The sequence below is a fragment of the Saccharothrix sp. CB00851 genome, assembly GCF_001905065.1.
Taxonomy (GTDB): Bacteria; Actinomycetota; Actinomycetes; order Mycobacteriales; family Pseudonocardiaceae; genus Actinosynnema.
Genome location: NZ_LWLC01000001.1, coordinates 534,762 through 555,077, shown reverse-complemented (window position 1 = coordinate 555,077; position 20,316 = coordinate 534,762). Strand labels below are relative to the sequence as shown.

Sequence of the window (20,316 nt, the reverse complement as noted above, 5' to 3'; positions counted from 1 at the left end):
ACCGATCACGGATGGTGGTGACGCGGTCACCCCCGTGTCGTTTGCGTACCCTCGATGGCGTGATCTGTCCGAAATGCCAGGACCTCATGCGGACCATCAGCCGTGGTTCCGTGCACATCGAGCAGTGCGAGAACTGCAAGGGCGTGTTCCTGGACGGCGGCGAGCTCGAGCAGATCATCGCCGCCGAGCGGGCGCATTACGCGCAGCCGTACCGGCCGGAGGGCGTGCCGGTGTCCGTTCCCGTGCCCGTGTCGGTGCCCGTGTCGGTGCCCGTTCCGGTGCCTGCCGCCGACCCGACCGCGGTCATGCCGGTCGAGGGGACGCTGCCGGCTGACGGCGCCGTGCCGGTGGACGGTGAGCAGCCGCCCGCCCCCGTTGCGCCCGAGCCCGTCACGGGTCCGCCTCCGCCGTACCAGCCGCCGCCCGGCACCCAGCCCGTCGGCCCGCCGCCGCCGTACCAGCCGCCACCCGGCACGCAGCCCGTCGCGCCGCCACCGCCGGTGTACCCGCCCGGGTACTACGACCCGCGCTACCCGCCGCGCCGCAAGCGCAGCTTCCTGGAGGAACTGCTCGACTGAACGCGTTCCGAGCGTTCAACTCGGGGGTTCTGAACGTAGGACACGGTCGTTCTGAACGTAGGACACGCGGGGCGTGGAGGTACGACTCACGGGAGTGGCCAGGTCAGCGAGGTGTCGTCCAGGGCGAAGTGCTGCCCGGTCGGCGTCGCGGTGAAGGTGAACTGGTGGCGGCGCGGTTTGCCCAGCGCCCGCCACTGCCGGTGGGCGGCCTCGGCGACGTCCCACAGCGCGCGGGGACCACCCTGGTCGACCACGGCACCGCGGTGGCGCACCCACGAGCCGTCGGGGTGCACGAGCCGGATCGGGTCGGCCGCCACCGCCACCTCGGCCAGCGCCAGGCCCGCGAAGAACTCGAACGCGCTGGCCGGGTCCAGCACGCTGCGCGAGGACAACAGCGTCGTGCGGGACGTCGTCGGCGCCGCGGTCAGCGCCTCCAGCAACGCCTCGTCCGCCCACGCCTGCCGGTGCGCGCGCAACGGCATGAACCGACCGTCCTCCAGCAGCACGCGGCCGGTCGCCTGCCCGTCCCGCACGGTCAGCCGCACCAGACCGGCGCCGATGGCCCGGTTGAACGTCGTCACGATCAGCCCGCCGGGCGCGGTCTGCTCCAGCCACGCCGTGGGGATGCGGGACACCGCGCACGTGCCGAGGACGCGGTCGTACGGAGCCCTCGGCGCGTAGCCCTGCTCGCCGTCGCCCGTCACGCACGTCGGGTGGTAGCCCACGGCGGCCAACCGCGCCTCGGCGCGCACCAGCACGCCGGGGTCGACGTCGATCGAGGTCACCCTCTCGTCGCCGAGGGCGTGGCAGAGCAGCGCGGCGTTGTAGCCGGTGCCGGTGCCGATCTCCAGCACCCGGTCGCCCGGCGCGACGGCCAAGGCCTCCAGCATGATCGCCATGATCGTCGGCATGCTCGACGAACTCGTGGGTACCCCGGTCACGGCGCCAGTGGCGAGTGCTTGCTCCCACGCGTGGTCATCGCCGTCCAACTGCGTCACGCAGACCTCGTCGCGGTAGACCAGCGCGAGGTGGTCCGGGTGCTCGGCGGTCACCGGCTCCCACGAGCCGTCGGGCTGTTGGGCGAAGAACCCCGGCAGGAACGCGTGCCGCGGGACCTGGCGAAACGCGTCCGCCCAGCGCCGGTCGCGCAGCACGTCGGCGGCCAGCAGCGCGTCGACCAGCCGCGCTCGCAGGTTCGCCGCAACGTCCACGAGGTCCACCGTAGCCCTGTGGGCGAGCACACGTCCGAATCGCTAGCAGAGCGCTTGCAGTAGCTAGCACCCCCGCGTACCGTCAATTGCGGAACGAGGAGGTGCCGCGAAGTTGGACAAGTCCATCGACGAGGCGGTGGCCGATCTCGGCCGCGACATCGGCGAGTACATCCGCCAGCAGCGCAACACCGCGAAGATCTCGTTGCGGCAGCTGGCCAAGCTCGCCGGGGTCTCCAACCCGTACCTGAGCCAGATCGAACGCGGCCTGCGCAAGCCGAGCGCGGAAATCCTGCAGCAGATCGCGAAAGGGTTGAGGATCTCGGCTGAGGCGCTGTACGTCGAGGCCGGGATCCTGGAGCAGCGCGAGGGCGGTGCTCTCGCGGACGCCATCGTCACCGCCCCCGACCTGACCGAGCGGCAGAAACAGGTGTTGCTCGACGTCTACGAGTCGTTCCGGCGGGAGAACACCGCCGGCGGAGCCGGCAATCAGACAACAGTCGGCGGAGCCGGCAATCAGATAACCGCCAAGGCGGAGAACACCGCCATTGAGAAGACCAAGCCGGAGGAGTGATCTCCATGCCGAACCTGCCCACCACCGAGGAACTGCGCAAGGCGGGCGAGCAGGCAGTCGCCGCCGCCCGCACCCCGCTGCTCGCCGCCCTGGGCGCCGGTGACCTGGCCGCCAAGGCCGTCATCGAGGCGCTGAACAAGGCCCGCGAGCGCGCCGAGTCGGCGAAGGTCGCGGCCGAGCAGGGCGAACTGCGCAAGGACCTGCGCGACAAGCTGGACCCGGCCGAGCTGCGCAAGGTCGTGGACGCCTACACGCAGTCCGCGCTGAACCTCTACCAGTTCCTCGCCCAGCACGGCGAGGAGGCGCTGGAGAAGCTGAAGACCCAGCCGGGCCTGCAGAAGGCGCTGCACCAGGTCGAGGAGGCCGTCGAGACCGCGCAGAAGCGCACCGAGGCCGCGGCCTCGGACGCCCGCGTGCTGGCCGACGACGTGCTCGGCAAGGTCTCCCGCCGCACCCGCGCGGTCGGCGAGAAGGTCGCCGACGACCTGGACGACGCGAGCGAGAAGCTGGCCGAGACCGTGGTCGAGGTCGGCGGTGACGTGGCCGCCGAGGTGCGCGGCACCGCCCGCAAGGCCGCGCCGCGCAAGCCCGCCGCCACCAAGCCGGTCACCGCGACGAAGCCGGTCACCGCGGCGAAGCCCGCGGGCACGGCGAAGACCACGGGCACCCGCTCCACCTCGGCGAAGAAGCCGACCGACAGCGCCAAGTGATGCGACCGTGACGGGGCGTCCCACCAGGGGCGCCCCGTTCCGTCTGTACCGCGACCGCGTCGCGCACGTAGTCTGGGGGTGTGTTGCCACCGTTCCCAGACTTCAGTCCCGTCTACCTGGACCTCTGGGTCATGTTCGCGGCCTACTACGCCGCGCTGGTCACGGGCGTGTTCGCGTTCGCGCACGCGCTCTCGCAGCGGGCCGACGCCTACACCGCGGCCGAGCGCATGACCAAGCCCGCGTGGCTCGGCATCACCGGCGGTGGCGCGTTCGCGCTGCTGCTGTTCCACCCGTTCTCCGCCGGCGGCATGTTCTGGCTCGCCGGGCTGGTCGCGGTCACGGTGTACGTGGTCGACGTCCGGCCCCGGCTGATCGAGGTCCAGCGCGGCCCGCGGTGGTGACGCACCGGAGCTTCGGCTCCGGCGCGCCCGTCACGCTCGTCGGCCACGGCCTGGGCGCGACACCCGGTGAGGCCCGCCTGCCCACGTCCGGCCTGCCGGGCACGAAAGTGGTGGTCACCCTCCCCTCCCACGGCGACGCGCCGGACGCGCCCGAGGGTTACTGGAACTACCGGCGCATAGCCGTCGACCTGCGTGCCGCCGCACGGGAGACCGGTGCGAACCGGGCCGTCGGCGTCTCGTTGACGGCGGGTGCGCTGCTGGCCCTGCTCGCCGACGAACCCGACGCGTTCGAGCGGGTCGTCCTGCTGCTGCCCGCGGTGCTGGACGAGCCCCGGCGGCTGCTCGGCCGGGAAGAGGCGATCACCGCCGTCGGCGGGCCGCCGGACTACCAGGCGGAACGGCGGCGGGCGTTCGCCCGGCTCGACGGCGCGCTGGCCGAGCTGCCCGGCCAGGTCGCGGTCACCGGCCGGGCGGTGCTGGCCCGGGTCACCGCGCCGGTGCTGGTGATCGGGGCGACCGAAGACCCGCTGCACCCCGAGGACGTGGCCAAGCAGGTGGCCGCCGCGTTCCCGAACGGCAGGCTGGAGCTCGTGCCGTCGTGGACGACCCACCGCGCGGACGTCCGCGGGTGGTTGCTCGACTTCCTGCGCGGGTAGCCGAAGAGCATGGCCGAACAGAAGAAGATCGCCTTCCTGGTCGACACGGAGGGCATCGAACAGGTCGAGTTGACCGATCCCTGGCAGCACGTGGAGAAGGCCGGTGCGGTGCCGAGGCTGCTCGCGCCCAAGCTCGGACAGGTGCAGGGGTACGACCACCTGACCCCGGCCGACACGTTCGACGTGGACGTGCCGTTCGCGCACGCCGACCCCATGGACTACGACGCCGTGGTCATCCCCGGCGGCGTGGCCAACGCCGACTTCCTGCGGATGGACCGCGACGCGGTGAAGTTCGTCAAGCAGCACGTGGCCGCGGGCAAGCCGGTCGCGTCGATCTGCCACGGGCCGTGGCTGCTGGTCGAGGCGGACGTGGTGCGGGGCAAGATGCTGACCTCGTTCCCGAGCCTGGCCACCGACATCCGCAACGCGGGCGGCGACTGGGCGGACGAGGAGGTCCGGGTCTGCACCATGGCCGGCTGGACTTTGGTGACCAGCCGCAAGCCGGACGACCTGCCCGCGTTCAACCGCGAGGCGCTCAAGGCCTTCGGGCTCAACGAGCTCTGAGCGACCGGTCCACGGGGATGTGCACCTCCCCGTGGACGTCTTACAGGCGCGCCGCGGCGTAGGCCGCGATGGCGTCGCGGACGTACCCGGCCAGGCCCTCGGCGTGCTCGTCCAGCTGGGCGCGGAACTCCGGCGCGTCGGCGTAGAGCGCACCCAGACCGGTGTAGGACTCCCGGTTCGGCGTCCAGCTCTTGGACAGCCAGGTGTGGTGCCGGTCGGTCACCTCCAGCGTTCGCGGCGCGTCGGCCGCGACACCGGCGCGGAACACGTCGGCGTACGCCTGGACGATCGCCTGCCACTCGGCCAGGTACGCGTCGGCGTCGGCCTTGGTCCAGCTCTTCAGCCGGCGCTTGCCCTCGTCGATGTGCTCCTGCGCGCCCTCGCCGTAGCGCTCCACCAGTTCCGCCTCGTAGCGGGCCTGGCGGTCGGCGTCGAAACCGTCGAACAGCTCTTCCATCTTCACTTCGTCACCCCCTTCCAGTTCCTCGATCGTGCGGGAGACGGTCCTGGCCAGCGCGGCCAGCCGGTCCTGCTCGGCGGCCAGCCACCGCGCGTGGTTGCGCAGCACGTCGACTTCCCGGTGCCGCCCGTCCAGCACCTCGGCCACCGTGTCGAGGCCGAGTCCCAGGTCGCGCAGCAGCAGGATCCGCTGCAGCCGGAGCACCTGCTCCCGCTCGTAGTAGCGGTAGCCGTTGGCCCCGATCCATGCCGGTTCGAGCAGGCCGATCGCGTCGTAGTGCCGCAGCGTCCGCGAGGACACCTTCGACATCCGCGCGACCTGTGCGATCGACCAGGCCATGACCTCGCTCCCTCCCTGTGCCGACCACGTTAGGGGTTGACGTAACGTCAACGTCAAGCGTGGCCGGCAGGATGGTCGGTGTGTGGACCATCGCAGGAACCCTGACCCCCGTGCCCGCGCTCGACCGGCTCGACCTGGTGGCCGACCCCGTCGCCGCCGCGCTCCGGTCGATGGCAGACGGTGCCCGGCTCGCGGTCGCGGAGATCGACCCCACGTTGGCGGACACGGCCGAGTTCTGCGCGCACTACGGCTCGCCGTTGGAGGCGTCGGCGAACTGCGTCGTCGTCGCGGGCAAGCGTGGCGAGACCGTGCGGTACGCGGCTTGCGTCGTGCTGGCGACCACGCGCGCCGACGTGAACGGTGTCGTGCGGCGGCGGCTGGACGCGCGCAAGGCGTCCTTCGCACCGATGGACGACGCGGTCTCGCTCAGCGGCATGGAGTACGGTGGCATCACGCCGATCGGCCTGCCCGAGGACTGGCCCGTGCTGCTGTCGCCGGAGGTCGCGGCGGCGCCGGAACTGGTGATCGGCAGCGGTATCCGGGGTAGCAAGCTGCTGGTGCCCGGCGAGGTGCTGGCGAAGCTACCGGGTGCCGAGGTCGTGGAGGGCTTGACCCGCTAGGTGGTCGTCGAGCACTTCCCGCGCCTGGTCGTGGGTGAGGTGTCCGATGAGCACGTGCGTGGTGAGTCCGTCGGCCAGTGCCGGCAGGGTGCAGCTGATCGGGCGGGCCTACCGCGAGGACGTGTGCCTGGACGCGGCCGAGGTGGTCGAGCGGGTGGTCACGCCGCGTACTCCCGCAGGAAGCTGACGGCCTCGTCGGCGTCGTCGGTGACCAGGATCCAGCGCTCGGCGTCACGGCCGCGCGCCAGCCGTTGCACCAGCGGCGCGGCAGGCACCTCGTCCAGCCAGAACGCCCGGCCCAGGAACACCATCGGCGCGGCCGGGCCGACCGAGCCGTAGTGGTTCTGGCAGTAGTCCTGGAAGACCTCCTGCACGGTGCCCGCGCTGCCCGGCGTGTAGATGATGCCGCCGGTGGCGACGGTGAGCAGGCCCTCCTCGCGCACTGAGTTGGCGAAGTACTTGGCGTGCAGCTCACAGGCCGGGTTCGGCGGCTCGTGACCGTAGAACCAGGTCGGGATGCCGATCGTGCGCGGCCGGTCGGTGGTGGGCAGGTCGGTCGGGCACGCGGCGATCCAGCGGCCGACGGACTCCGCGTCGGCGCCGAACTTCGGGGCTTTCGCCAGGTCCTTCAGCGTCGGCTCGTCCACGCCGATCCGCACGCCCAGCGGCACGGCCTCCATCACGCCCGGACCGCCGCCGGTCAGCACGGTGAACCCGGCCTCGCCGAGCGCGGCGCCCAGCCCCACGGCCCGGCGGTAGCCGTCCGTGTCACGGCCCAGCGCGTGCCCGCCCATCACGGCGACCGGCCGTTCGGGCAGGACGTCGGCCAGCGCCTCGGTGATCGCGTGGTCGTGCAGGCGTTCGGCGAGCGCGTGCAGCGGGTCCGGGTTGTGGCCCTGGGCGCGGCTGTGCTGGTAGATTAAGGCGTCCGGGGTGTCGGCGTAGGTGAGCGGGTCGTCCGGGTCGAACCCGGCGAACAGCTCGGCCGGCGTGTAGAGCCGCGACCGGTACACGTCGTAGGGCAGGTCCGGGATGGCCGGGAACACCAGCGCACCGGCCGCCGCCGCGCGCCGTTGGCCGAGCGGCGAGAGCGTGCAGCCGAGGAACAGCGCGCCGTCCATCGGCACGCGCAGGTCCACGTCGCTCAGGTCGAGCCCGACGAGCACGGCGTGCCGCAGGTCGTCCGCCGCGCGGACCCGGTCGAGGTCGGTGTACTCGGTGCGCACCGGCGCAGCCTACGGCCGAGTGTTGAACTCTCGGTGCCTGAACGTACGACTCACGCGGCCTGAGCGTTGGACTCTCGCGAGAGTCCAACGCTCGGGAGGGGTGAGTTCAACGCTCAGAAGATGACGGTCTGGTTGCCGTGCACCAGGACGCGGTCCTCCAGGTGCCACCGCAGACCGCGCGCCAACACGACCTTCTCGATGTCACGGCCCTTGCGCACCATGTCGTTGATCGAGTCGGTGTGGTCCACCCGGATCACGTCCTGCTCGATGATCGGACCCTGGTCGAGGTCCGCGGTCACGTAGTGGCACGTCGCACCGACCAGCTTCACGCCCCGGCTGTGCGCCTGGTGGTACGGCCGCGCGCCCACGAACGACGGCAGGAAGCTGTGGTGGATGTTCAGCGCCCGCCCGGCCCAGTCCGCGCACAGCTCCGCGGGCAGGATCTGCATGAACCGCGCCAGCACCACCGCGTGCGGCCGGTGGCCGTCCACGAGCTGCCGCAGCTGCGCGAACGCCGCCGCCTTGCCCTCCGGGTCGTTCACCGGGAACGGCACGTGGTGGAACGGGATGCCGTGCGCCCTGGTGATCCCGGCCAGGTCGGCGTGGTTGCCGATGACCGCGGACACGTCGACGTCCAGCTCGTGCGACGCCACCCGGCCCAGCAGGTCGTACAGGCAGTGGCCCTCCTTGGAGACCAGGATCACCACCCGCCTGCGCTCACCGGAGTCGGTCACCCGCCACGAGCCGGGGTGCGCGCCCAGCTCGCGGGCCACCTCGGCGAACCGGGTCCGCAGCTCGTCGGCGTCGAACGGCAGCGAGTCCGCGCGCACCTCCTGGCGGGTGAAGAACCAGTTGGTGGCCGGGTCGGTGTGGTACGCGGCCTCGACGATCCAGCCGCCGTGCTCGGCCAGGAACGAGGAGATCCGCGCCACGATGCCGGTCCGGTCGGGGCAGCCGAAGGTGATCACGTAGCGTCGTTCAGGCAGAGGCACGACCGGAAGTATCTACGGTCGCGGCAGCCCGTCCAGCAGAGACCTGTCACCTGATGTGATGGCACCGCTCGGCCGGTTCCACGCGGCCCGGTACAGCGCGTCGGCGGTGCCCGCCACGGTGGCGTCCTCGTCGGTCGCCGAATCGGTGATCGGACCGACCTCGGGCGGCTGCCCGGGCGTGAGCCGGACCTCCCAGGCACGGCCCGCGTCGGCGGCGTGGAACAGCACCCGGCCCGCCCGCTCGACCGGTTTGCGCTGGGCGGCGCGCACCACCATCCGGGTCAGGAACTCGTCCACCCCGTCGGCCGCGAACTCGACGTCGAACAGCAGCGACGGCACGTCCGCGCCGTGCCGGGCGTGCTCGGCGTCCAGCCGGTGGATCGCGGTCTCGTGCGCCTGACGCCGTGACCAGAAGGCGAAGGTCTTGGGCCCGATGAACGACCACGCGGGCGTGTTCGACGTGGTGTAGGCCAGCGTATCGGCCAGGTCGGTGACCTTCTTGTCCCACCAGTCGAGCAGTTCGTCCCAGTCCGTGGGTCGGTCGTCGAAGCGGGGTCGCTCACCGTCCGGCGGCGTGTGCAGTGCACGCAACGCCCAGGAGTGGACGCCTGCCACGTGGTCGACGAGGTCCCGCACCGCCCACCCGGGGCACGTCGGCACCGCCGCGTCCGGCCCGGCGACCACCGCCGCGTCCCGCAGGGCGGCGTACTGGGTCCTCAACTGCTGCACGAAGTCCGCGTGGTCCACTCCGCACACCCTAGGGACTCACCACGTCCCAGGGCAGGGTGACTTCACCGAGCCGCCACCGCTTCCGGTCGTCGAGCACCGGCCAGCCGCGCTCGGCCAGCAGCCGCACGGACTCCACCCACCGGGCCCGCGGGCCGTAGGGCGCGAACGGCGCGCACGTCGCCCAGCACGCGTCCAGCTCGCTGAGCAGGGCGTGCACCCGCTCACCGGGCACGTTGTGGTGGATCAACGCCTTCGGCAGCCGTTCGGCCAGGTCACCGGGGGTCTCCAGGTCGGCGGGCAGGCACGAGAGCGTGAACGTTCGCGGCCCCTCGGCGGTCAGCGCGACCCAGCAGCACCGGCGGCCGATCTCGTCGCACGTCCCCTCGACCAGCACACCGCCGGGCGTGAGCCGGCCGACCATGGTGCCCCAGGCCTCGGCGGCCTGCTCCTCGGTGTACTGGCGCAGCACGTTGAACGCGCGCAGCAGCAGCGGACGGGCACCGGCCAGCTCGAACCCGCCGCGCCGGAAGTCCAGCAGCGGTGGGTCGGCGACCTCCTTGCCCGCCGCGACGCGGTCGGCGTCGAGTTCCAGGCCGAGGACGCGCACGTCCGGGTTCACGGCGCGCAGCCGTGCCGCCATCTCGACGGTGGTGATCGGGGATGAGCCGTAGCCGAGGTCGACCACCAGCGGTTGCGGCGCGGACAGCAGGTCGCGGTAGGTGTGCGCGACCCACCGGTCGACCCGGCGCAGGCGGTTCGGGTTGGTGGTGCCCCTGGTGGGCAGGCCGAGCGCACGCGCCCGGCCCGCGGCTAGGCGCGGCGTGCGAGCCATTCGGCGGTGAACTCGGATTCCTTGTCGAGCAGCAGGGCGACCTGTTCGGCGATCAACGCCTCCAGCTTGCCGCCCATGAGCGGGATGCCCACCTTGACCTGGCCCGTGAGGGTGAGTTCGCTCCCACCGGCCGCGGTGTCGGCGAGCGTGATCGTGCCGTCCAGCCTGCCCGGGACGCCGTTCAGCGTCACCTCGACCGTGCCCGCGTACCCGGCCTCGGTCCACGACTCGGCGCGGTCGATGACGAGGTCGCCGCCGAGCAGGCCGCGGGCCACCGACGGCAGCTTGTCCGCGGGCACGCCCTGCTTGAGCTGGTAGGACGTGGACTGGTCGGTGGTGGTGAAGGCGACCAGCTCCGGGTTCGTGCCACCCAGCTCGGCGAGCCGGTCGCGCAGGTACGTCTGGTCCACCAGCGCTGCGTACACGTCCCGCGCGGGCCAGCGGGACGTGGTTCGGTGCTCGATGCGGCGTGCCATGTCGCGGAGGCTACCGTTCTCGGTCGTGACCACCCCGCCCTCCAGTGTCCGTGTGCCGCTGGCCGAGTGCACCACGCTGCGGCTCGGTGGCCCCGCGACGAGGTTCACGCGTGCCGCCACAGCCGCCGAGCTGGTCGAGACCGTGCGCGCGTTGGACGCCGACGGCGAGCCGTTGTTGCTGCTCGGCGGCGGTTCGAACCTGGTGGTCTCGGACGCCGGGTTCCCCGGGACGGTGGTGGCCGTCGGCACGTCCGGCCGCCGGCTCGACCCGCTGGGCGACGGTCTCGTGCAGCTGACCGTGGAGGCGGGCGAGGACTGGGACTCGGTCGTCGCGGAGGCCGTGGCGCAGGGGCTCGGCGGGCTGGAGTGCCTGTCCGGGATCCCCGGCCTGGTCGGTGCGACGCCGGTGCAGAACGTCGGCGCGTACGGCGTCGAGGTGTCGCAGGTGCTGACCTCGGTGGACCTGCTGGACCGGCGCACGGGCCGGGTGCACCAGGTGCCGGCCGAAGGGTTGGGGCTGGCGTACCGGACCAGCGTGCTGAAGGGCACCGACCACGCGGTGGTGCTGCGGGCGCGGTTCGCGCTGACCGCGGGCGGGCAGTCCGCGCCTATCCGGTACGGCGAGCTGGCCAGGGTGCTCGGTGTCGCGCCGGGCGACCGGGTGCCCGCCGACGCGGCCCGCAAGGCGGTGCTGGAACTGCGGCGCGGCAAGGGCATGGTGCTCGACGCGACGGACCACGACACGTGGAGCGCGGGCTCGTTCTTCACCAACCCGCTGCTGGACGACTCGACGTTGGCCGGGGTGCTGATCCGGATCGCGGAACGGCTGGGGCCGCACGTGGAGGTGCCGACGTACCCGGCGGGGGTCGGGTTCGCGAAGCTGTCGGCGGCGTGGCTGATCGAACGCGCCGGGTTCGGCCGCGGGTACCGGGGTCCCGGCGGGCGGGTGGCGTTGTCGGGCAAGCACACGCTGGCGTTGACCAACCGGGGCGGTGCCTCGACGGAGGACCTGCTGGACCTGGCGCGCGAGGTGCGCGACGGCGTGCGGGCGGCGTTCGGGGTGGAGCTGCACCCGGAACCGGTGCTGGTGGGGTGCGAACTGGGGTGACGGCGGGCCGAGACGGACCGTCGCACCGGACGGGCTGAACGGCCGAACGGGTGACGCGGTGTGACGAATCCTCACTCCACGCGTTTCATGGAGGTAGAGGCACCCGTTGGAGGTCGTCATGGCCTACCCCGACGACGATCGCGCGGCCGTCAGGCCGATCAAGAAGCTGGTTGAGGACGATTTCCTGAGCCGGCCCGGCGTGGTGGGTGTCGACCTCGGCGAGAAGACCGTCGGCGGCCGGGGGACCGGTGAGCTGGCGATCGTCGTGTTCGTCCGCCACAAGGGGCCCGCCGCCCAGTTCGCCATCCCGCCGGACGTGCTCGGCGTGCCGACCGACGTGGTCGAGGACACGTTCTGGCCGCACCACACCATCGCGTCGCCGGAGGACGTGGGCGGGGCGGAGCGGCACGAGTCGCTGGCCGGCGGCATCGGGATCGGGCCGAGCCGGGCGATCCGGCTGGTGCCGCCCGACGTCGCGGAGGTGGACGACTACGTGGTGGCGGGCACGCTGGGCGCGCTGGTCACGCCGCGGCGCAGGCACATGGTGATGGCGTTGACGTCGTTCCACGTGGCGTGCGTGGACGACGCGTGGGCGGTCGGCGACCCGATGGTGCACCCGTCCCGCATCGACGGCGGCCACCCGGTGCGCGACCGGGTCGGCGCGCTGGCGCGGGCCGCGCTGTCCGGTCGGGTGGACGCGGCCGCGATCATGCTGACGACACCGCGCGCGCGTCCCGAGGTGGTGGGGCTGGGCCCGATCACGGGCCGGGCCGAGGCGCGGGTGGGCGACCGGGTGCGCAAGCGCGGCCGGACGACGGCGGTCACGGAGGGCGTGGTGGCGTCCACCGACGCGGCGATCACGCTGGACTTCGGCGTCGGGCTGGGCGTGCGGACGCTGCACGACCAGATCCGGATCGAGACGCCCGGGTTCGCCGACCACGGCGACTCGGGCGCGGTGCTGCTGGACGACGCGAACCGGGTCGTCGGGCTGTACTGCGGCGGGAGCCCGGACCGGGGGTTCGCCAACCCCATCGGTCCGGTGCTCGATCAACTGGACGTGGACCTGATCACGACGACCGGTGCACCCGGGTCGCCGACGCCTGCGCGCGGGGCTTGAGCACGATCTGGTCGAGGTTGACGTGCGGCGGCCTGGTGACCGCGAACGCGATCACGTCCGCCACGTCGTCCGCGGTCAGCGGCGTCACGCCCTGGTAGACGGCGGCCGCGCGGTCGGCGTCGCCGTCGAACCGGTTGACGGAGAAGTCGGTCTCGACCATGCCGGGCAGGATCTCGGTCACCCGGACCGGTTGGCCGAGCAGCTCGCCGCGCAGCGTGCGGTGCAGGGCCGATTGGGCGTGCTTGGCGGAGGTGTAGCCGGAGCCGTTGTCGTAGGCCTCGAAGGCGGCGATGGACGTGACGCTGACGACGTGCCCGTCACCGGAGGCGATCAGCTTCGGCAGCAGGCCCTTGGTGACGCGCAGCGTGCCCAGCACGTTCGTCTCCCACATCCACCGCCAGTGCTCCTCGTCGGCCTCGGCGACGGTGGCCAGGCCGCGCGCGCCACCGGCGTTGTTGACCAGCACGTTCGCCGCGGGGACGGCGTCGAGGAAGGACTCGACGGATGGGGCGGAGGTGACGTCCAGCTCGACCGCGGTGCCCCCGATCTCGTCCGCGATAACCTTGAGGCGGTCGACCCGCCGGGCGCCGAGCACCACGTGGAAGCCCTCGGCGGCGAGCCTGCGGGCGGTGGCCTCACCGATTCCCGCGCTGGCTCCGGTCACGACTGCGATAGGACGGTTCACACCGGCGATCTTAGGTGCGGTAAGTGAATGTGATGCGGATCACTCGCACCGGGAGCCGTGTGGGACGTCCTTCGATCAGGAGGTCGTAACGTGCGTCGTAACGTGCACAGGACAGTGGCGGCTCTGCTGCTCGGCCTGTCCCTGGTGGCAGGCTGCTCGGCGAAGGTGGAGCAGGGCACGGCCAAGCCGGTCGGCGGCGACAACCCGCCGGTGGCCAAGTTCACCACCGCGCCCGCGGACGGTGCGACCGACGTGCCGGTGAACGTGCCGGTGCAGGTCACCGTCGCCGAGGGCGCCATCGACCAGGTCACGGTCACCAACCCCGAGGGCAAGGCGGTCGCCGGCAAGCTCGCCGACGACAAGAAGTCGTGGACCAGCACGGAACCGCTCGGGTTCGGCAAGGCCTACCAGTACGCGGGCCGGGCGACCGGGACGGACGGGCGGCCGGTCGACCTGAAGGGCGGGTTCACCACGCTGAACCCGGCCGCGCAGGTGCGCGCCACGCTGTTCCCCGGTGACAACCAGACGATGGGCGTCGCCGTGCCGATCAAGGTCGAGTTCGACGCCGACGTCGCGGACCGGGCGACGGTGGAGAAGGCGCTGACCGTGACGAACTCGGCGGGCGTGCAGGGCAGCTGGGGATGGCTGAACTCGCGCGAGGTGCACTACCGGCCGGAGAAGTACTGGCCCGCGAACACGCAGATCCACGTCGAGGCCAAGCTGTACGGGGTGCACTACGGCGGCGGTGCGTACGGGCGCGCGGACGTGACCAGCGACTTCACCATCGGTCGGAACCAGGTCGTGAAGATCGACACGCCGACGCACCAGATGGTGGTGCAGCGGGACGGGCAGACGGTCGCCACGTACCCGGCGTCGTTCGGCAAGGACGACAACCCGGACCTGAACACGCCGAACGGCACGTTCGTGGTCATGCAGAAGTTCGACTCGTGGAGCTTCGACAACCCGCAGTACGGGTACACCAACGTGGTCAAGAAGTGGGCCGTGCGGTTCTCGAACCACGGTGAGTTCATCCACGAGAACAACGACAACGCGGCGAACATCGGCAAGGCCAACACGTCGCACGGGTGCGTGAACCTGCTGGAGGCCGACGCCAAGGCGTACTACGACACCGCGCTGGTCGGTGATCCGGTGGAGGTGACCGGGGCGAGCATGACGCTGCCGGCGCAGTTCGACTGGTACGACTGGCAGATCCCGTGGTCGCAGTGGCAGACCATGTCGGCCCTGTGAGGGTGAGAAAGCTCGACTAGCGGGACCACAACGGACCCGGAACCAGCCCGCAGAGGCCCGATTTTACATGGGGTTCGGGTGCTTTAGGCTGGTCGAAGCCGGGCAGGCTTGGCGGGCGCTTTATCCGCCAGGCCTGCCCGGCTTTGGCCTGCCTGGAGTACCCGTAAGGGGCCCCATGTCAAATCGAGCCGGACCTACCCACCGAGCCCTTACCGCGCCGGACCCGACCAAGGGTTCACGAGCGGGACTTGGGTGTGGTGGAGGGCGCAAAATCACTTGCTTCGGGAAGTGATGGGTTGATCCGGGCGTTGTGCTAGGTCGTGCAGAACACTCTCCTCGACGCCGAGGGCGTCCGGTTGGCGGTCCGCGAGTCGGGTCCGGCTGACGCCCCCGCGGTCGTGCTGGTGCACGGGTGGGCGCAGTCCGGGGAGGTGTGGCCGTCGTTGCCGTCGTTGCGCACCTACGCGCTGAACCTGCGTGGTCATGGGGACTCGGAGGTCGTCGAAGGCGGGTATCGCGATTCGGCTTGTTGGGCGGCCGATCTGAAGGCCGTGCTCGATCACGTGGGACGGCCGGCGGTGGTGGTCGGGTGGTCGTACGGCGGGTTGGTGATCGCGGACTACCTGCGGGTGCACGGCACGGCGGGGGTTGCCGGGTTGGTGCTGGTCGGTGCCATCACGGAGGTCGGGCGGGATCGGGATGGCGGGGTGACCGGGCCGGTGATGCGGGCGGCGTTGCCCGGAGCGTTGTCGGAGGACCCGGAGGTGGCGGTGCCCGCGATGGCGCGGTTCTGTCGTGATCAGGCGTCGGGGCTCGGTGGTGAGGTGGTGCAGCGGCTGTTGGGGACGGCGTTGCGGGTGCCGCCGAGGGTCCGGCGGGAGATGTTCCGGCGGGACGTGGGCAGTGCCGCTGTGCTGAAGTCGGTCGACAAGCCGACACTGGTGGTGCACGGCACCGCCGACGAGGTGGTCGACCCGGCCGCCGGGGAGTACGCGGCGGCCCTGATCCCCGGAGCCGACTTGCGCCGCTACGACGGAACCGCACACGCGCCGTTCCTGGAACGTCCCGAGCGTTTCGCCGCCGACCTGGCCGGGTTCGTCGCGGGGGTCGCGCGGTGAAGCGGGTCGCGGTGCTGTCGGTGCACACCTCGCCGTTGGAGCAGCCCGGCACGGGTGATGCCGGTGGCATGAACGTCTACATCGTGCAGACGGCCACGCGGATGGCGCAGCGGGGCATCGCGGTGGAGATCTTCACCCGGGCCACGTCCTCCGACCTGCCGCCGGTCGCCGAGCTCGCGCCCGGGGTCAAGGTGCGGCACGTGGTCGCGGGGCCGTTCGAGGGGCTGGGCAAGGAAGAGCTGCCCGGTCAGCTGTGCGCCTTCACGGCGGGTGTGCTGCGGGCCGAGGCGCGGCACGAGCCGGGGCACTACGACGTCGTGCACTCGCACTACTGGTTGTCGGGTCAGGTCGGGTGGCTGGCGCGGGAGCGGTGGGCGGTGCCGCTGGTGCACACGGCGCACACGTTGGCCAAGGTGAAGAACCTGGCGCTGGCGGCCGACGACACGCCGGAGCCGCGGATGCGGGTGATCGGCGAGGAGCAGGTCGTCGCGGTGGCGGACCGGCTCGTGGCCAACACCGACGTCGAGGCGGCCGAGCTGGTCAAGCTGTACGACGCGGACCCGGCGAAGGTGCTGGTCGTGCCGCCAGGGGTGGACCTGGAGCGGTTCGCGCCGGGTGATCGGGACGGCGCGCGGGCGGCGCTGGGGTTGCGGTCGGACGCGATCGTGCTGGCGTTCGTGGGGCGCATCCAGCCGTTGAAGGCGCCCGACGTGCTGCTGCGTGCGGCGGCGGAGATGGTGGCGCGTGAACCCGGGTTGAGGTCGCGGTTGGTGGTGCTGGTCGTCGGCGGGCCGTCGGGGTCGGGGATGAGGACGCCGGACGAGCTGGTGCGGTTGGCGGCCGAGCTGCGGATCTCCGACGTGGTGCGGTTCCTGCCGCCGCAGGGCGGTGAGGCGTTGGCGCGGGTCTACCGGGCGGCCGACGTGGTGGCCGTGCCGAGTTACAACGAGTCGTTCGGGCTGGTGGCGCTGGAGGCGCAGGCGTGCGGCACGCCGGTGGTCGCGGCGGCGGTCGGCGGGTTGCCGGTCGCGGTGCGCGACGGGTTGTCCGGGGCGCTGGTGGACGGTCACGACGCCGGGACGTGGGCGCGGGTGCTGTCGACCATCGCGCTGAACCCCGCGTTCCGGGAGGAGCTGGCCGGCAACGCGGTGGGCCACGCCCGCCGGTTCTCGTGGGACCGGACGACTGATTCACTGCTCGCGGGGTACGCCGAGGCACGTGATGTGTTCCGCGAGGAGGTCTTCGCTTGAGCCTGGACGACGTCATCCGGTCGACGTTGGACGACCGCGAGCTGCGCTACGAGCGCAAGGAACCGGGCCGCTTCTTCGTGACCCTGCCCGGCACGAAGAAGCTGCAGACGAACTGCTGGCTGGTGGTCGGCAGGCACGCGCTGGTGGTGGAGGCGTTCGTGTGCCGCAAGCCCGACGAGGCGCACGAGGACGTCTACCGGTTCCTGTTGCGGCGCAACGCCAGGCTGTACGGCGTGCACTACACGATCGACACGACCGGTGACATCTACCTGGTCGGCCGGATCGCGTTGCACGCCGTGACGCCCGACGAGCTGGACCGGGTGCTCGGGCAGGTGGTGGAGGCCGCGGACGGCGACTTCAACGCGTTGCTGGAGCTGGGGTTCGCCGGCGCCATCCAGCGGGAGTGGGACTGGCGGGTCTCGCGCGGCGAGTCGCTGGCCAACCTCCAGGCGTTCCGGCACCTGGTGTCCGAATCGTGATCACGCGCGGGCAACGGGGGTGAACCCGCGCCCCGTCCCACCGGTGACCGGAAACCAGGGAGGGTCACATGGGCAGACGGGTGGGGCTGGTGGTGGCCGCCTTCGCGGCGCTGGCGCTGGCGGGGTGTGGCGCGAACAACACGTCGGGGTCGTCGGCGGACGCACCGGCGGTGGCGCCCGCGCCGGCGCAGGACAACGCGCAGCGCGGTGGCGGCACGCCGAAGCAGGAGCAGCAGTCCGGGACGGGTGAGGCGCAGCAGGCGGGCACGTCGGCGCAGCAGAACCGGCAGCTCGTCCGCAAGGCCACGGTCGAGCTGCGCGCGCCGGACTCCGACGCGGTGTTGTCGCAGGTCAAGGACCTGGTCCTGGCGGAGGGCGGTTACCCGGCGCAGGAGAGGACCCAGCCCAACCGGGCCTCTGTGACGCTGATGGTGCCCGGTGACCGGCTGGACCGGGTGATGGATTCGGTTTCGAAGCTGGAAGGCGTCGAGGTCGGCAAGCGGGAACTGCAGACCGAGGACGTCACCGAGCAGATCGTGGACGTCGAGGTCCGGCTGGCGAACCAGCGGGCCAGCGTCGAGCGGGTGCGCGGGCTGCTGGACCGCGCCACGACCACGGCCGAGATCACCGACATCGAGGCCGAGCTGACCAGGCGGCAGTCCGAGCTGGAGTCGTTGCAGCGCCGGTACGAGACGCTGAAGGGCCAGGTCGCCCTGTCGACGCTGACCGTGGTGATCACGGCGACCGGCGAGCCGGTGGTGGTGCCGGAGGAGAACGAGTTCCTGGAGGCCTTCGCCGGTGGCTGGAACGCCCTGCTGAAGGCGTTCGGCTGGCTGCTGGTGGTGCTGGGCGGCGTGTTGCCGTTCGCGGTGGTGCTGGGGCTGCCGACGTTCGGCTACCTGTGGTGGCGGCGGCGCCGGAAGGCCGTCGCGGTCGCGTCGTCGAGCACGCCGTGACACCCGGTTGAGTCGGGTTCCGGAGCGGAAACTCTACTGAGAGCAACATCGTGCGGGAGCGCGGGGCGGCTTGGGAGAGAGGGGGAGTCGCAAGTTCAAGCCGCCCCGCGTCGTTCCCCGCTGCGATCGGACCCGGGGCGGGGGGAGCCCGGAGGTCCAAGCGGGCCGCGGTTCGACGGGGGGATGGCAAACCGCGGTGGTGCCACGCCGGTCGATCGGAGTGCGTGGGAGCCGACCCGCGAGGCCTTGCCAACTTGGCAGATGGCCGGTGATCACCACAAGGGGCGGCGCTAGTCCATTCGTGTGTTCTTAGCCGAGTTAAGTAACGCTGTAGCGTCACGAGCGAGTGCCTTGACCGGTGCTGTGGCTGGACCTCACGATGGCTGGATCCCGGCCCCCTGGATGAATGAGGCAGCCGCATGGTCTTCCGCAGTCCGTTCCCCGATGTCGCGGTCCCGGACGTCACGCTGCACGAGTTGCTGTTCGCCGACCTCGGCGAGCGCGCCGACCGGGTCGCCCTGGTCGACGGCACCTCGGGCGCGTCCCTGACGTACCGCCAACTGGCCGGGGCGGTCGACCGCCTGGCCGCCGCGCTGGCCGCTCGGGGTATCGGCAAGGGCGACGTGGTCGGCATCCTCAGCCCGAACACCCCGTACTACGCGGTCGTGTTCCACGGCATCCTGCGCGCGGGCGCCACCGCGACCACCATCAACGCCCTGTACACGGCGGACGAGGTCGCGCACCAGCTGGCGGACGCGGGCGCGAAGATGCTGTTCACGGTGTCGGTGCTGCTGCCCAACGCCGCGCCGGGCGCCGAGAAGGCGGGCATCTCGGACGTGGTCGTGCTGGACGCCGCCGAGGGCTACCCCAGCCTGTCGTCGTTGCTGGCGAACGACGAGCCGGTGCCGGAGGTGTCGATCGACCCGGCGCGGGACGTGGCCGTGCTGCCGTACTCGTCCGGGACGACCGGCCGGGCCAAGGGCGTGATGCTGACCCACCGCAACCTGGTGGCGAACATCGCCCAGTGCGGGCCGCTGCTCAAGGTCGGCGCGAACACGAAGATCCTCGCCGTGCTGCCGTTCTTCCACATCTACGGCATGCAGGTGCTGATGAACAACGGCCTGCACGTCGGCGCGACGGTGGTGACGCTGCCGAAGTTCGACCTGCCCGAGTTCCTCCGGGTGATCCAAGACCACCGCACCGACCGCGTCTACATCGCCCCGCCGGTCGCCGTGGCGCTGGCCAAGCACTTGCTGGTCGACCAGTACGACCTGTCCGGCATCGACACGATCTTCTCCGGCGCCGCGCCGCTGGACGTCGACCTGGCCGCGGCCGTGGCCAAGCGCCTGGGCTGCCGCGTCTCGCAGGGCTACGGGATGACCGAGATGAGCCCGGTCAGCCACGCGATCCCGGACGGCCGCGACGACATCTCCGTCGGCACGGTGGGCGTCATCGCGCCGAACATGGAGTGCCGCTTCGTTGACCCGGCCACCGGCGAGGACGTCGGCGTCGGCGAGCGCGGCGAGCTCTGGTGCCGCGGCCCGAACGTCATGAAGGGCTACCTGAACAACCCCGACGCCACCGCCGCCACGCTCGACGACGAGGGCTGGCTGCACACCGGCGACGTCGCCGTGATCGATGAGAACGGCCTGGTCAGCATCGTGGACCGGGTCAAGGAACTGATCAAGTACAAGGGCTACCAGGTCCCGCCGGCCGAGCTCGAAGCGCTGCTGCTGACCCACCCGGAGATCGCCGACGCGGCCGTCGTGGGCGTGCGCGACGAGGAGGGCGAGGAGGTGCCGAAGGCCTTCGTCGTCCGCCAGCCGGGCACGGCGCTGGACGAGTCCGGCGTGATGGAGTTCGTGGCCTCCCAGGTGGCACCGCACAAGAAGGTGCGGGTCGTGGAGTTCATCGAGGCCATCCCGAAGTCGGCCTCGGGCAAGATCCTGCGCAAGGACCTCCGCGCCCGCGAAGCGTCCGCCTGACGCGA

At 71.7% G+C, this 20,316-nt stretch carries 24 protein-coding genes; 16 read left to right on the top strand and 8 right to left on the bottom strand.

The window, feature by feature from the left end; translation table 11 throughout:
• Window positions 1-59 precede the first annotated feature (59 nt).
• Window positions 60-578, top strand: a complete 519-nt coding sequence (locus tag A6A25_RS02720; RefSeq protein WP_073886068.1) for a TFIIB-type zinc ribbon-containing protein — start codon at window positions 60-62, stop codon at window positions 576-578.
• Between the two features lie 86 nt (window positions 579-664).
• Here A6A25_RS02720 and tgmC read toward each other — a convergent pair whose 3' ends face one another.
• Window positions 665-1,789 carry an ATP-grasp peptide maturase system methyltransferase gene (gene tgmC / locus A6A25_RS02715; RefSeq protein WP_073886387.1) on the bottom strand — a complete coding sequence of 375 codons (1,125 nt, stop codon included), beginning with the start codon at window positions 1,787-1,789 and terminating at the stop codon, window positions 665-667.
• Between the two features lie 112 nt (window positions 1,790-1,901).
• Between tgmC and A6A25_RS02710 the strand changes: the two genes are divergently transcribed.
• The 5 genes from A6A25_RS02710 to A6A25_RS02690 all read left to right on the top strand — a co-directional run bounded on the left by A6A25_RS02710 (window position 1,902) and on the right by A6A25_RS02690 (window position 4,691).
• The gene (locus tag A6A25_RS02710; RefSeq protein ID WP_241828462.1) at window positions 1,902-2,360 is read left to right on the top strand and encodes a helix-turn-helix domain-containing protein; all 459 of its coding nucleotides are present in this window, start codon (window positions 1,902-1,904) and stop codon (window positions 2,358-2,360) included.
• A gap of 5 nt (window positions 2,361-2,365) precedes the next feature.
• On the top strand, window positions 2,366-3,070 hold the full coding sequence (locus A6A25_RS02705; protein WP_073886386.1) for a hypothetical protein: 705 nt from the start codon (window positions 2,366-2,368) through the stop codon (window positions 3,068-3,070).
• A gap of 116 nt (window positions 3,071-3,186) precedes the next feature.
• A complete protein-coding gene (locus A6A25_RS02700; RefSeq protein WP_274534283.1) occupies window positions 3,187-3,471 on the top strand; it encodes a DUF2516 family protein in 285 nt (94 codons plus the stop codon).
• Entirely contained in the window at window positions 3,468-4,127 is a 660-nt protein-coding gene (locus A6A25_RS02695; protein ID WP_083667905.1) for an alpha/beta fold hydrolase, read from the top strand. Before A6A25_RS02700 ends, A6A25_RS02695 begins: the two co-directional genes overlap by 4 nt.
• Before the next feature lie 9 nt (window positions 4,128-4,136).
• Window positions 4,137-4,691 carry a type 1 glutamine amidotransferase domain-containing protein gene (locus A6A25_RS02690; RefSeq protein ID WP_073886065.1) on the top strand — a complete coding sequence of 185 codons (555 nt, stop codon included), beginning with the start codon at window positions 4,137-4,139 and terminating at the stop codon, window positions 4,689-4,691.
• 40 nt (window positions 4,692-4,731) lie between these two features.
• On the opposite strand, the gene A6A25_RS02685 is transcribed toward A6A25_RS02690, so the two are convergent.
• Window positions 4,732-5,490, bottom strand: a complete 759-nt coding sequence (locus A6A25_RS02685; RefSeq protein WP_073886064.1) for a MerR family transcriptional regulator — start codon at window positions 5,488-5,490, stop codon at window positions 4,732-4,734.
• A 71-nt stretch (window positions 5,491-5,561) separates the two neighbouring features.
• On the opposite strand from A6A25_RS02685, the gene A6A25_RS02680 reads away from it, so the two are divergent.
• Together A6A25_RS02680 and A6A25_RS43810 are read left to right on the top strand one after the other, a co-directional pair.
• Window positions 5,562-6,110 carry a YbaK/EbsC family protein gene (locus A6A25_RS02680; RefSeq protein WP_073886383.1) on the top strand — a complete coding sequence of 183 codons (549 nt, stop codon included), beginning with the start codon at window positions 5,562-5,564 and terminating at the stop codon, window positions 6,108-6,110.
• Window positions 6,111-6,156: 46 nt separating this feature from the next.
• Window positions 6,157-6,297, top strand: a complete 141-nt coding sequence (locus A6A25_RS43810; protein ID WP_158073675.1) for a hypothetical protein — start codon at window positions 6,157-6,159, stop codon at window positions 6,295-6,297.
• Here the strand turns inward: A6A25_RS43810 and A6A25_RS02675 are convergent.
• From A6A25_RS02675 to A6A25_RS02655, 5 genes are all read right to left on the bottom strand, one after another.
• Window positions 6,269-7,336, bottom strand: coding sequence for an LOG family protein (locus tag A6A25_RS02675; protein ID WP_073886063.1), 1,068 nt, complete (start codon window positions 7,334-7,336; stop codon window positions 6,269-6,271). The genes A6A25_RS43810 and A6A25_RS02675 overlap by 29 nt on opposite strands.
• A 113-nt stretch (window positions 7,337-7,449) precedes the next feature.
• On the bottom strand, window positions 7,450-8,328 hold the full coding sequence (gene purU, locus A6A25_RS02670; protein ID WP_073886062.1) for a formyltetrahydrofolate deformylase: 879 nt from the start codon (window positions 8,326-8,328) through the stop codon (window positions 7,450-7,452).
• Window positions 8,329-8,340: 12 nt separating this feature from the next.
• Window positions 8,341-9,075, bottom strand: a complete 735-nt coding sequence (locus tag A6A25_RS02665) for a maleylpyruvate isomerase family mycothiol-dependent enzyme (RefSeq protein WP_083667833.1) — start codon at window positions 9,073-9,075, stop codon at window positions 8,341-8,343.
• Window positions 9,076-9,085: 10 nt separating this feature from the next.
• Entirely contained in the window at window positions 9,086-9,889 is an 804-nt protein-coding gene (locus tag A6A25_RS02660; RefSeq protein WP_073886061.1) for an SAM-dependent methyltransferase, read from the bottom strand.
• Window positions 9,868-10,365, bottom strand: a complete 498-nt coding sequence (locus A6A25_RS02655) for a DUF2505 domain-containing protein (RefSeq protein WP_073886060.1) — start codon at window positions 10,363-10,365, stop codon at window positions 9,868-9,870. The genes A6A25_RS02660 and A6A25_RS02655 overlap by 22 nt, the downstream gene beginning before the upstream one ends.
• Here A6A25_RS02655 and A6A25_RS02650 point away from each other — a divergent pair.
• On the top strand, window positions 10,364-11,473 hold the full coding sequence (locus A6A25_RS02650; RefSeq protein WP_073886382.1) for a UDP-N-acetylmuramate dehydrogenase: 1,110 nt from the start codon (window positions 10,364-10,366) through the stop codon (window positions 11,471-11,473). The genes A6A25_RS02655 and A6A25_RS02650 overlap by 2 nt on opposite strands.
• Window positions 11,474-11,591: 118 nt before the next feature.
• Window positions 11,592-12,590: a hypothetical protein gene (locus A6A25_RS02645; RefSeq protein WP_073886380.1), complete on the top strand. Its 999-nt coding sequence runs from the start codon at window positions 11,592-11,594 to the stop codon at window positions 12,588-12,590.
• Here the strand turns inward: A6A25_RS02645 and A6A25_RS02640 are convergent.
• A complete protein-coding gene (locus A6A25_RS02640; RefSeq protein WP_073886059.1) occupies window positions 12,541-13,275 on the bottom strand; it encodes an SDR family NAD(P)-dependent oxidoreductase in 735 nt (244 codons plus the stop codon). The two genes, A6A25_RS02645 and A6A25_RS02640, sit on opposite strands and share 50 nt — an antisense overlap.
• A 102-nt stretch (window positions 13,276-13,377) precedes the next feature.
• On the opposite strand from A6A25_RS02640, the gene A6A25_RS02635 reads away from it, so the two are divergent.
• From A6A25_RS02635 to A6A25_RS02610, 6 genes are all read left to right on the top strand, one after another.
• Entirely contained in the window at window positions 13,378-14,523 is a 1,146-nt protein-coding gene (locus tag A6A25_RS02635) for a L,D-transpeptidase (protein WP_083667831.1), read from the top strand.
• A 320-nt stretch (window positions 14,524-14,843) separates the two neighbouring features.
• Window positions 14,844-15,641, top strand: a complete 798-nt coding sequence (locus A6A25_RS02630) for an alpha/beta fold hydrolase (RefSeq protein ID WP_073886057.1) — start codon at window positions 14,844-14,846, stop codon at window positions 15,639-15,641.
• A complete protein-coding gene (mshA, locus tag A6A25_RS02625) occupies window positions 15,638-16,891 on the top strand; it encodes a D-inositol-3-phosphate glycosyltransferase (RefSeq protein WP_073886056.1) in 1,254 nt (417 codons plus the stop codon). Before A6A25_RS02630 ends, mshA begins: the two co-directional genes overlap by 4 nt.
• Window positions 16,888-17,370 (top strand): YbjN domain-containing protein, encoded by a 483-nt coding sequence (locus A6A25_RS02620; protein ID WP_073886055.1) that lies wholly within the window; start codon window positions 16,888-16,890, stop codon window positions 17,368-17,370. The genes mshA and A6A25_RS02620 overlap by 4 nt, the downstream gene beginning before the upstream one ends.
• 68 nt (window positions 17,371-17,438) lie before the next feature.
• The gene (locus A6A25_RS02615; protein ID WP_073886054.1) at window positions 17,439-18,326 is read left to right on the top strand and encodes a DUF4349 domain-containing protein; all 888 of its coding nucleotides are present in this window, start codon (window positions 17,439-17,441) and stop codon (window positions 18,324-18,326) included.
• 419 nt (window positions 18,327-18,745) lie between these two features.
• Window positions 18,746-20,311, top strand: a complete 1,566-nt coding sequence (locus A6A25_RS02610; protein WP_073886053.1) for a 4-coumarate--CoA ligase family protein — start codon at window positions 18,746-18,748, stop codon at window positions 20,309-20,311.
• Window positions 20,312-20,316 lie beyond the last annotated feature (5 nt).

Excerpts from the sequence above, each read along its gene's own strand:
- A6A25_RS02615 (WP_073886054.1), top strand. The coding sequence starts at position 17,439 with ATGGGCAGACGGGTGGGGCTGGTGGTGGCCGCCTTCGCGGCGCTGGCG.
- A6A25_RS02680 (WP_073886383.1), top strand. The coding sequence starts at position 5,562 with ATGGTCGGTGTGTGGACCATCGCAGGAACCCTGACCCCCGTGCCCGCG.
- A6A25_RS02655 (WP_073886060.1), bottom strand. The coding sequence starts at position 10,365 with ATGGCACGCCGCATCGAGCACCGAACCACGTCCCGCTGGCCCGCGCGG.
- A6A25_RS02610 (WP_073886053.1), top strand. The coding sequence starts at position 18,746 with ATGGTCTTCCGCAGTCCGTTCCCCGATGTCGCGGTCCCGGACGTCACG.
- A6A25_RS02660 (WP_073886061.1), bottom strand. The coding sequence starts at position 9,889 with ATGGCTCGCACGCCGCGCCTAGCCGCGGGCCGGGCGCGTGCGCTCGGC.
- A6A25_RS02650 (WP_073886382.1), top strand. The coding sequence starts at position 10,364 with ATGTCGCGGAGGCTACCGTTCTCGGTCGTGACCACCCCGCCCTCCAGT.
- A6A25_RS02685 (WP_073886064.1), bottom strand. The coding sequence starts at position 5,490 with ATGGCCTGGTCGATCGCACAGGTCGCGCGGATGTCGAAGGTGTCCTCG.
- A6A25_RS02690 (WP_073886065.1), top strand. The coding sequence starts at position 4,137 with ATGGCCGAACAGAAGAAGATCGCCTTCCTGGTCGACACGGAGGGCATC.
- A6A25_RS43810 (WP_158073675.1), top strand. The coding sequence starts at position 6,157 with ATGAGCACGTGCGTGGTGAGTCCGTCGGCCAGTGCCGGCAGGGTGCAG.
- A6A25_RS02705 (WP_073886386.1), top strand. The coding sequence starts at position 2,366 with ATGCCGAACCTGCCCACCACCGAGGAACTGCGCAAGGCGGGCGAGCAG.
- A6A25_RS02645 (WP_073886380.1), top strand. The coding sequence starts at position 11,592 with ATGGCCTACCCCGACGACGATCGCGCGGCCGTCAGGCCGATCAAGAAG.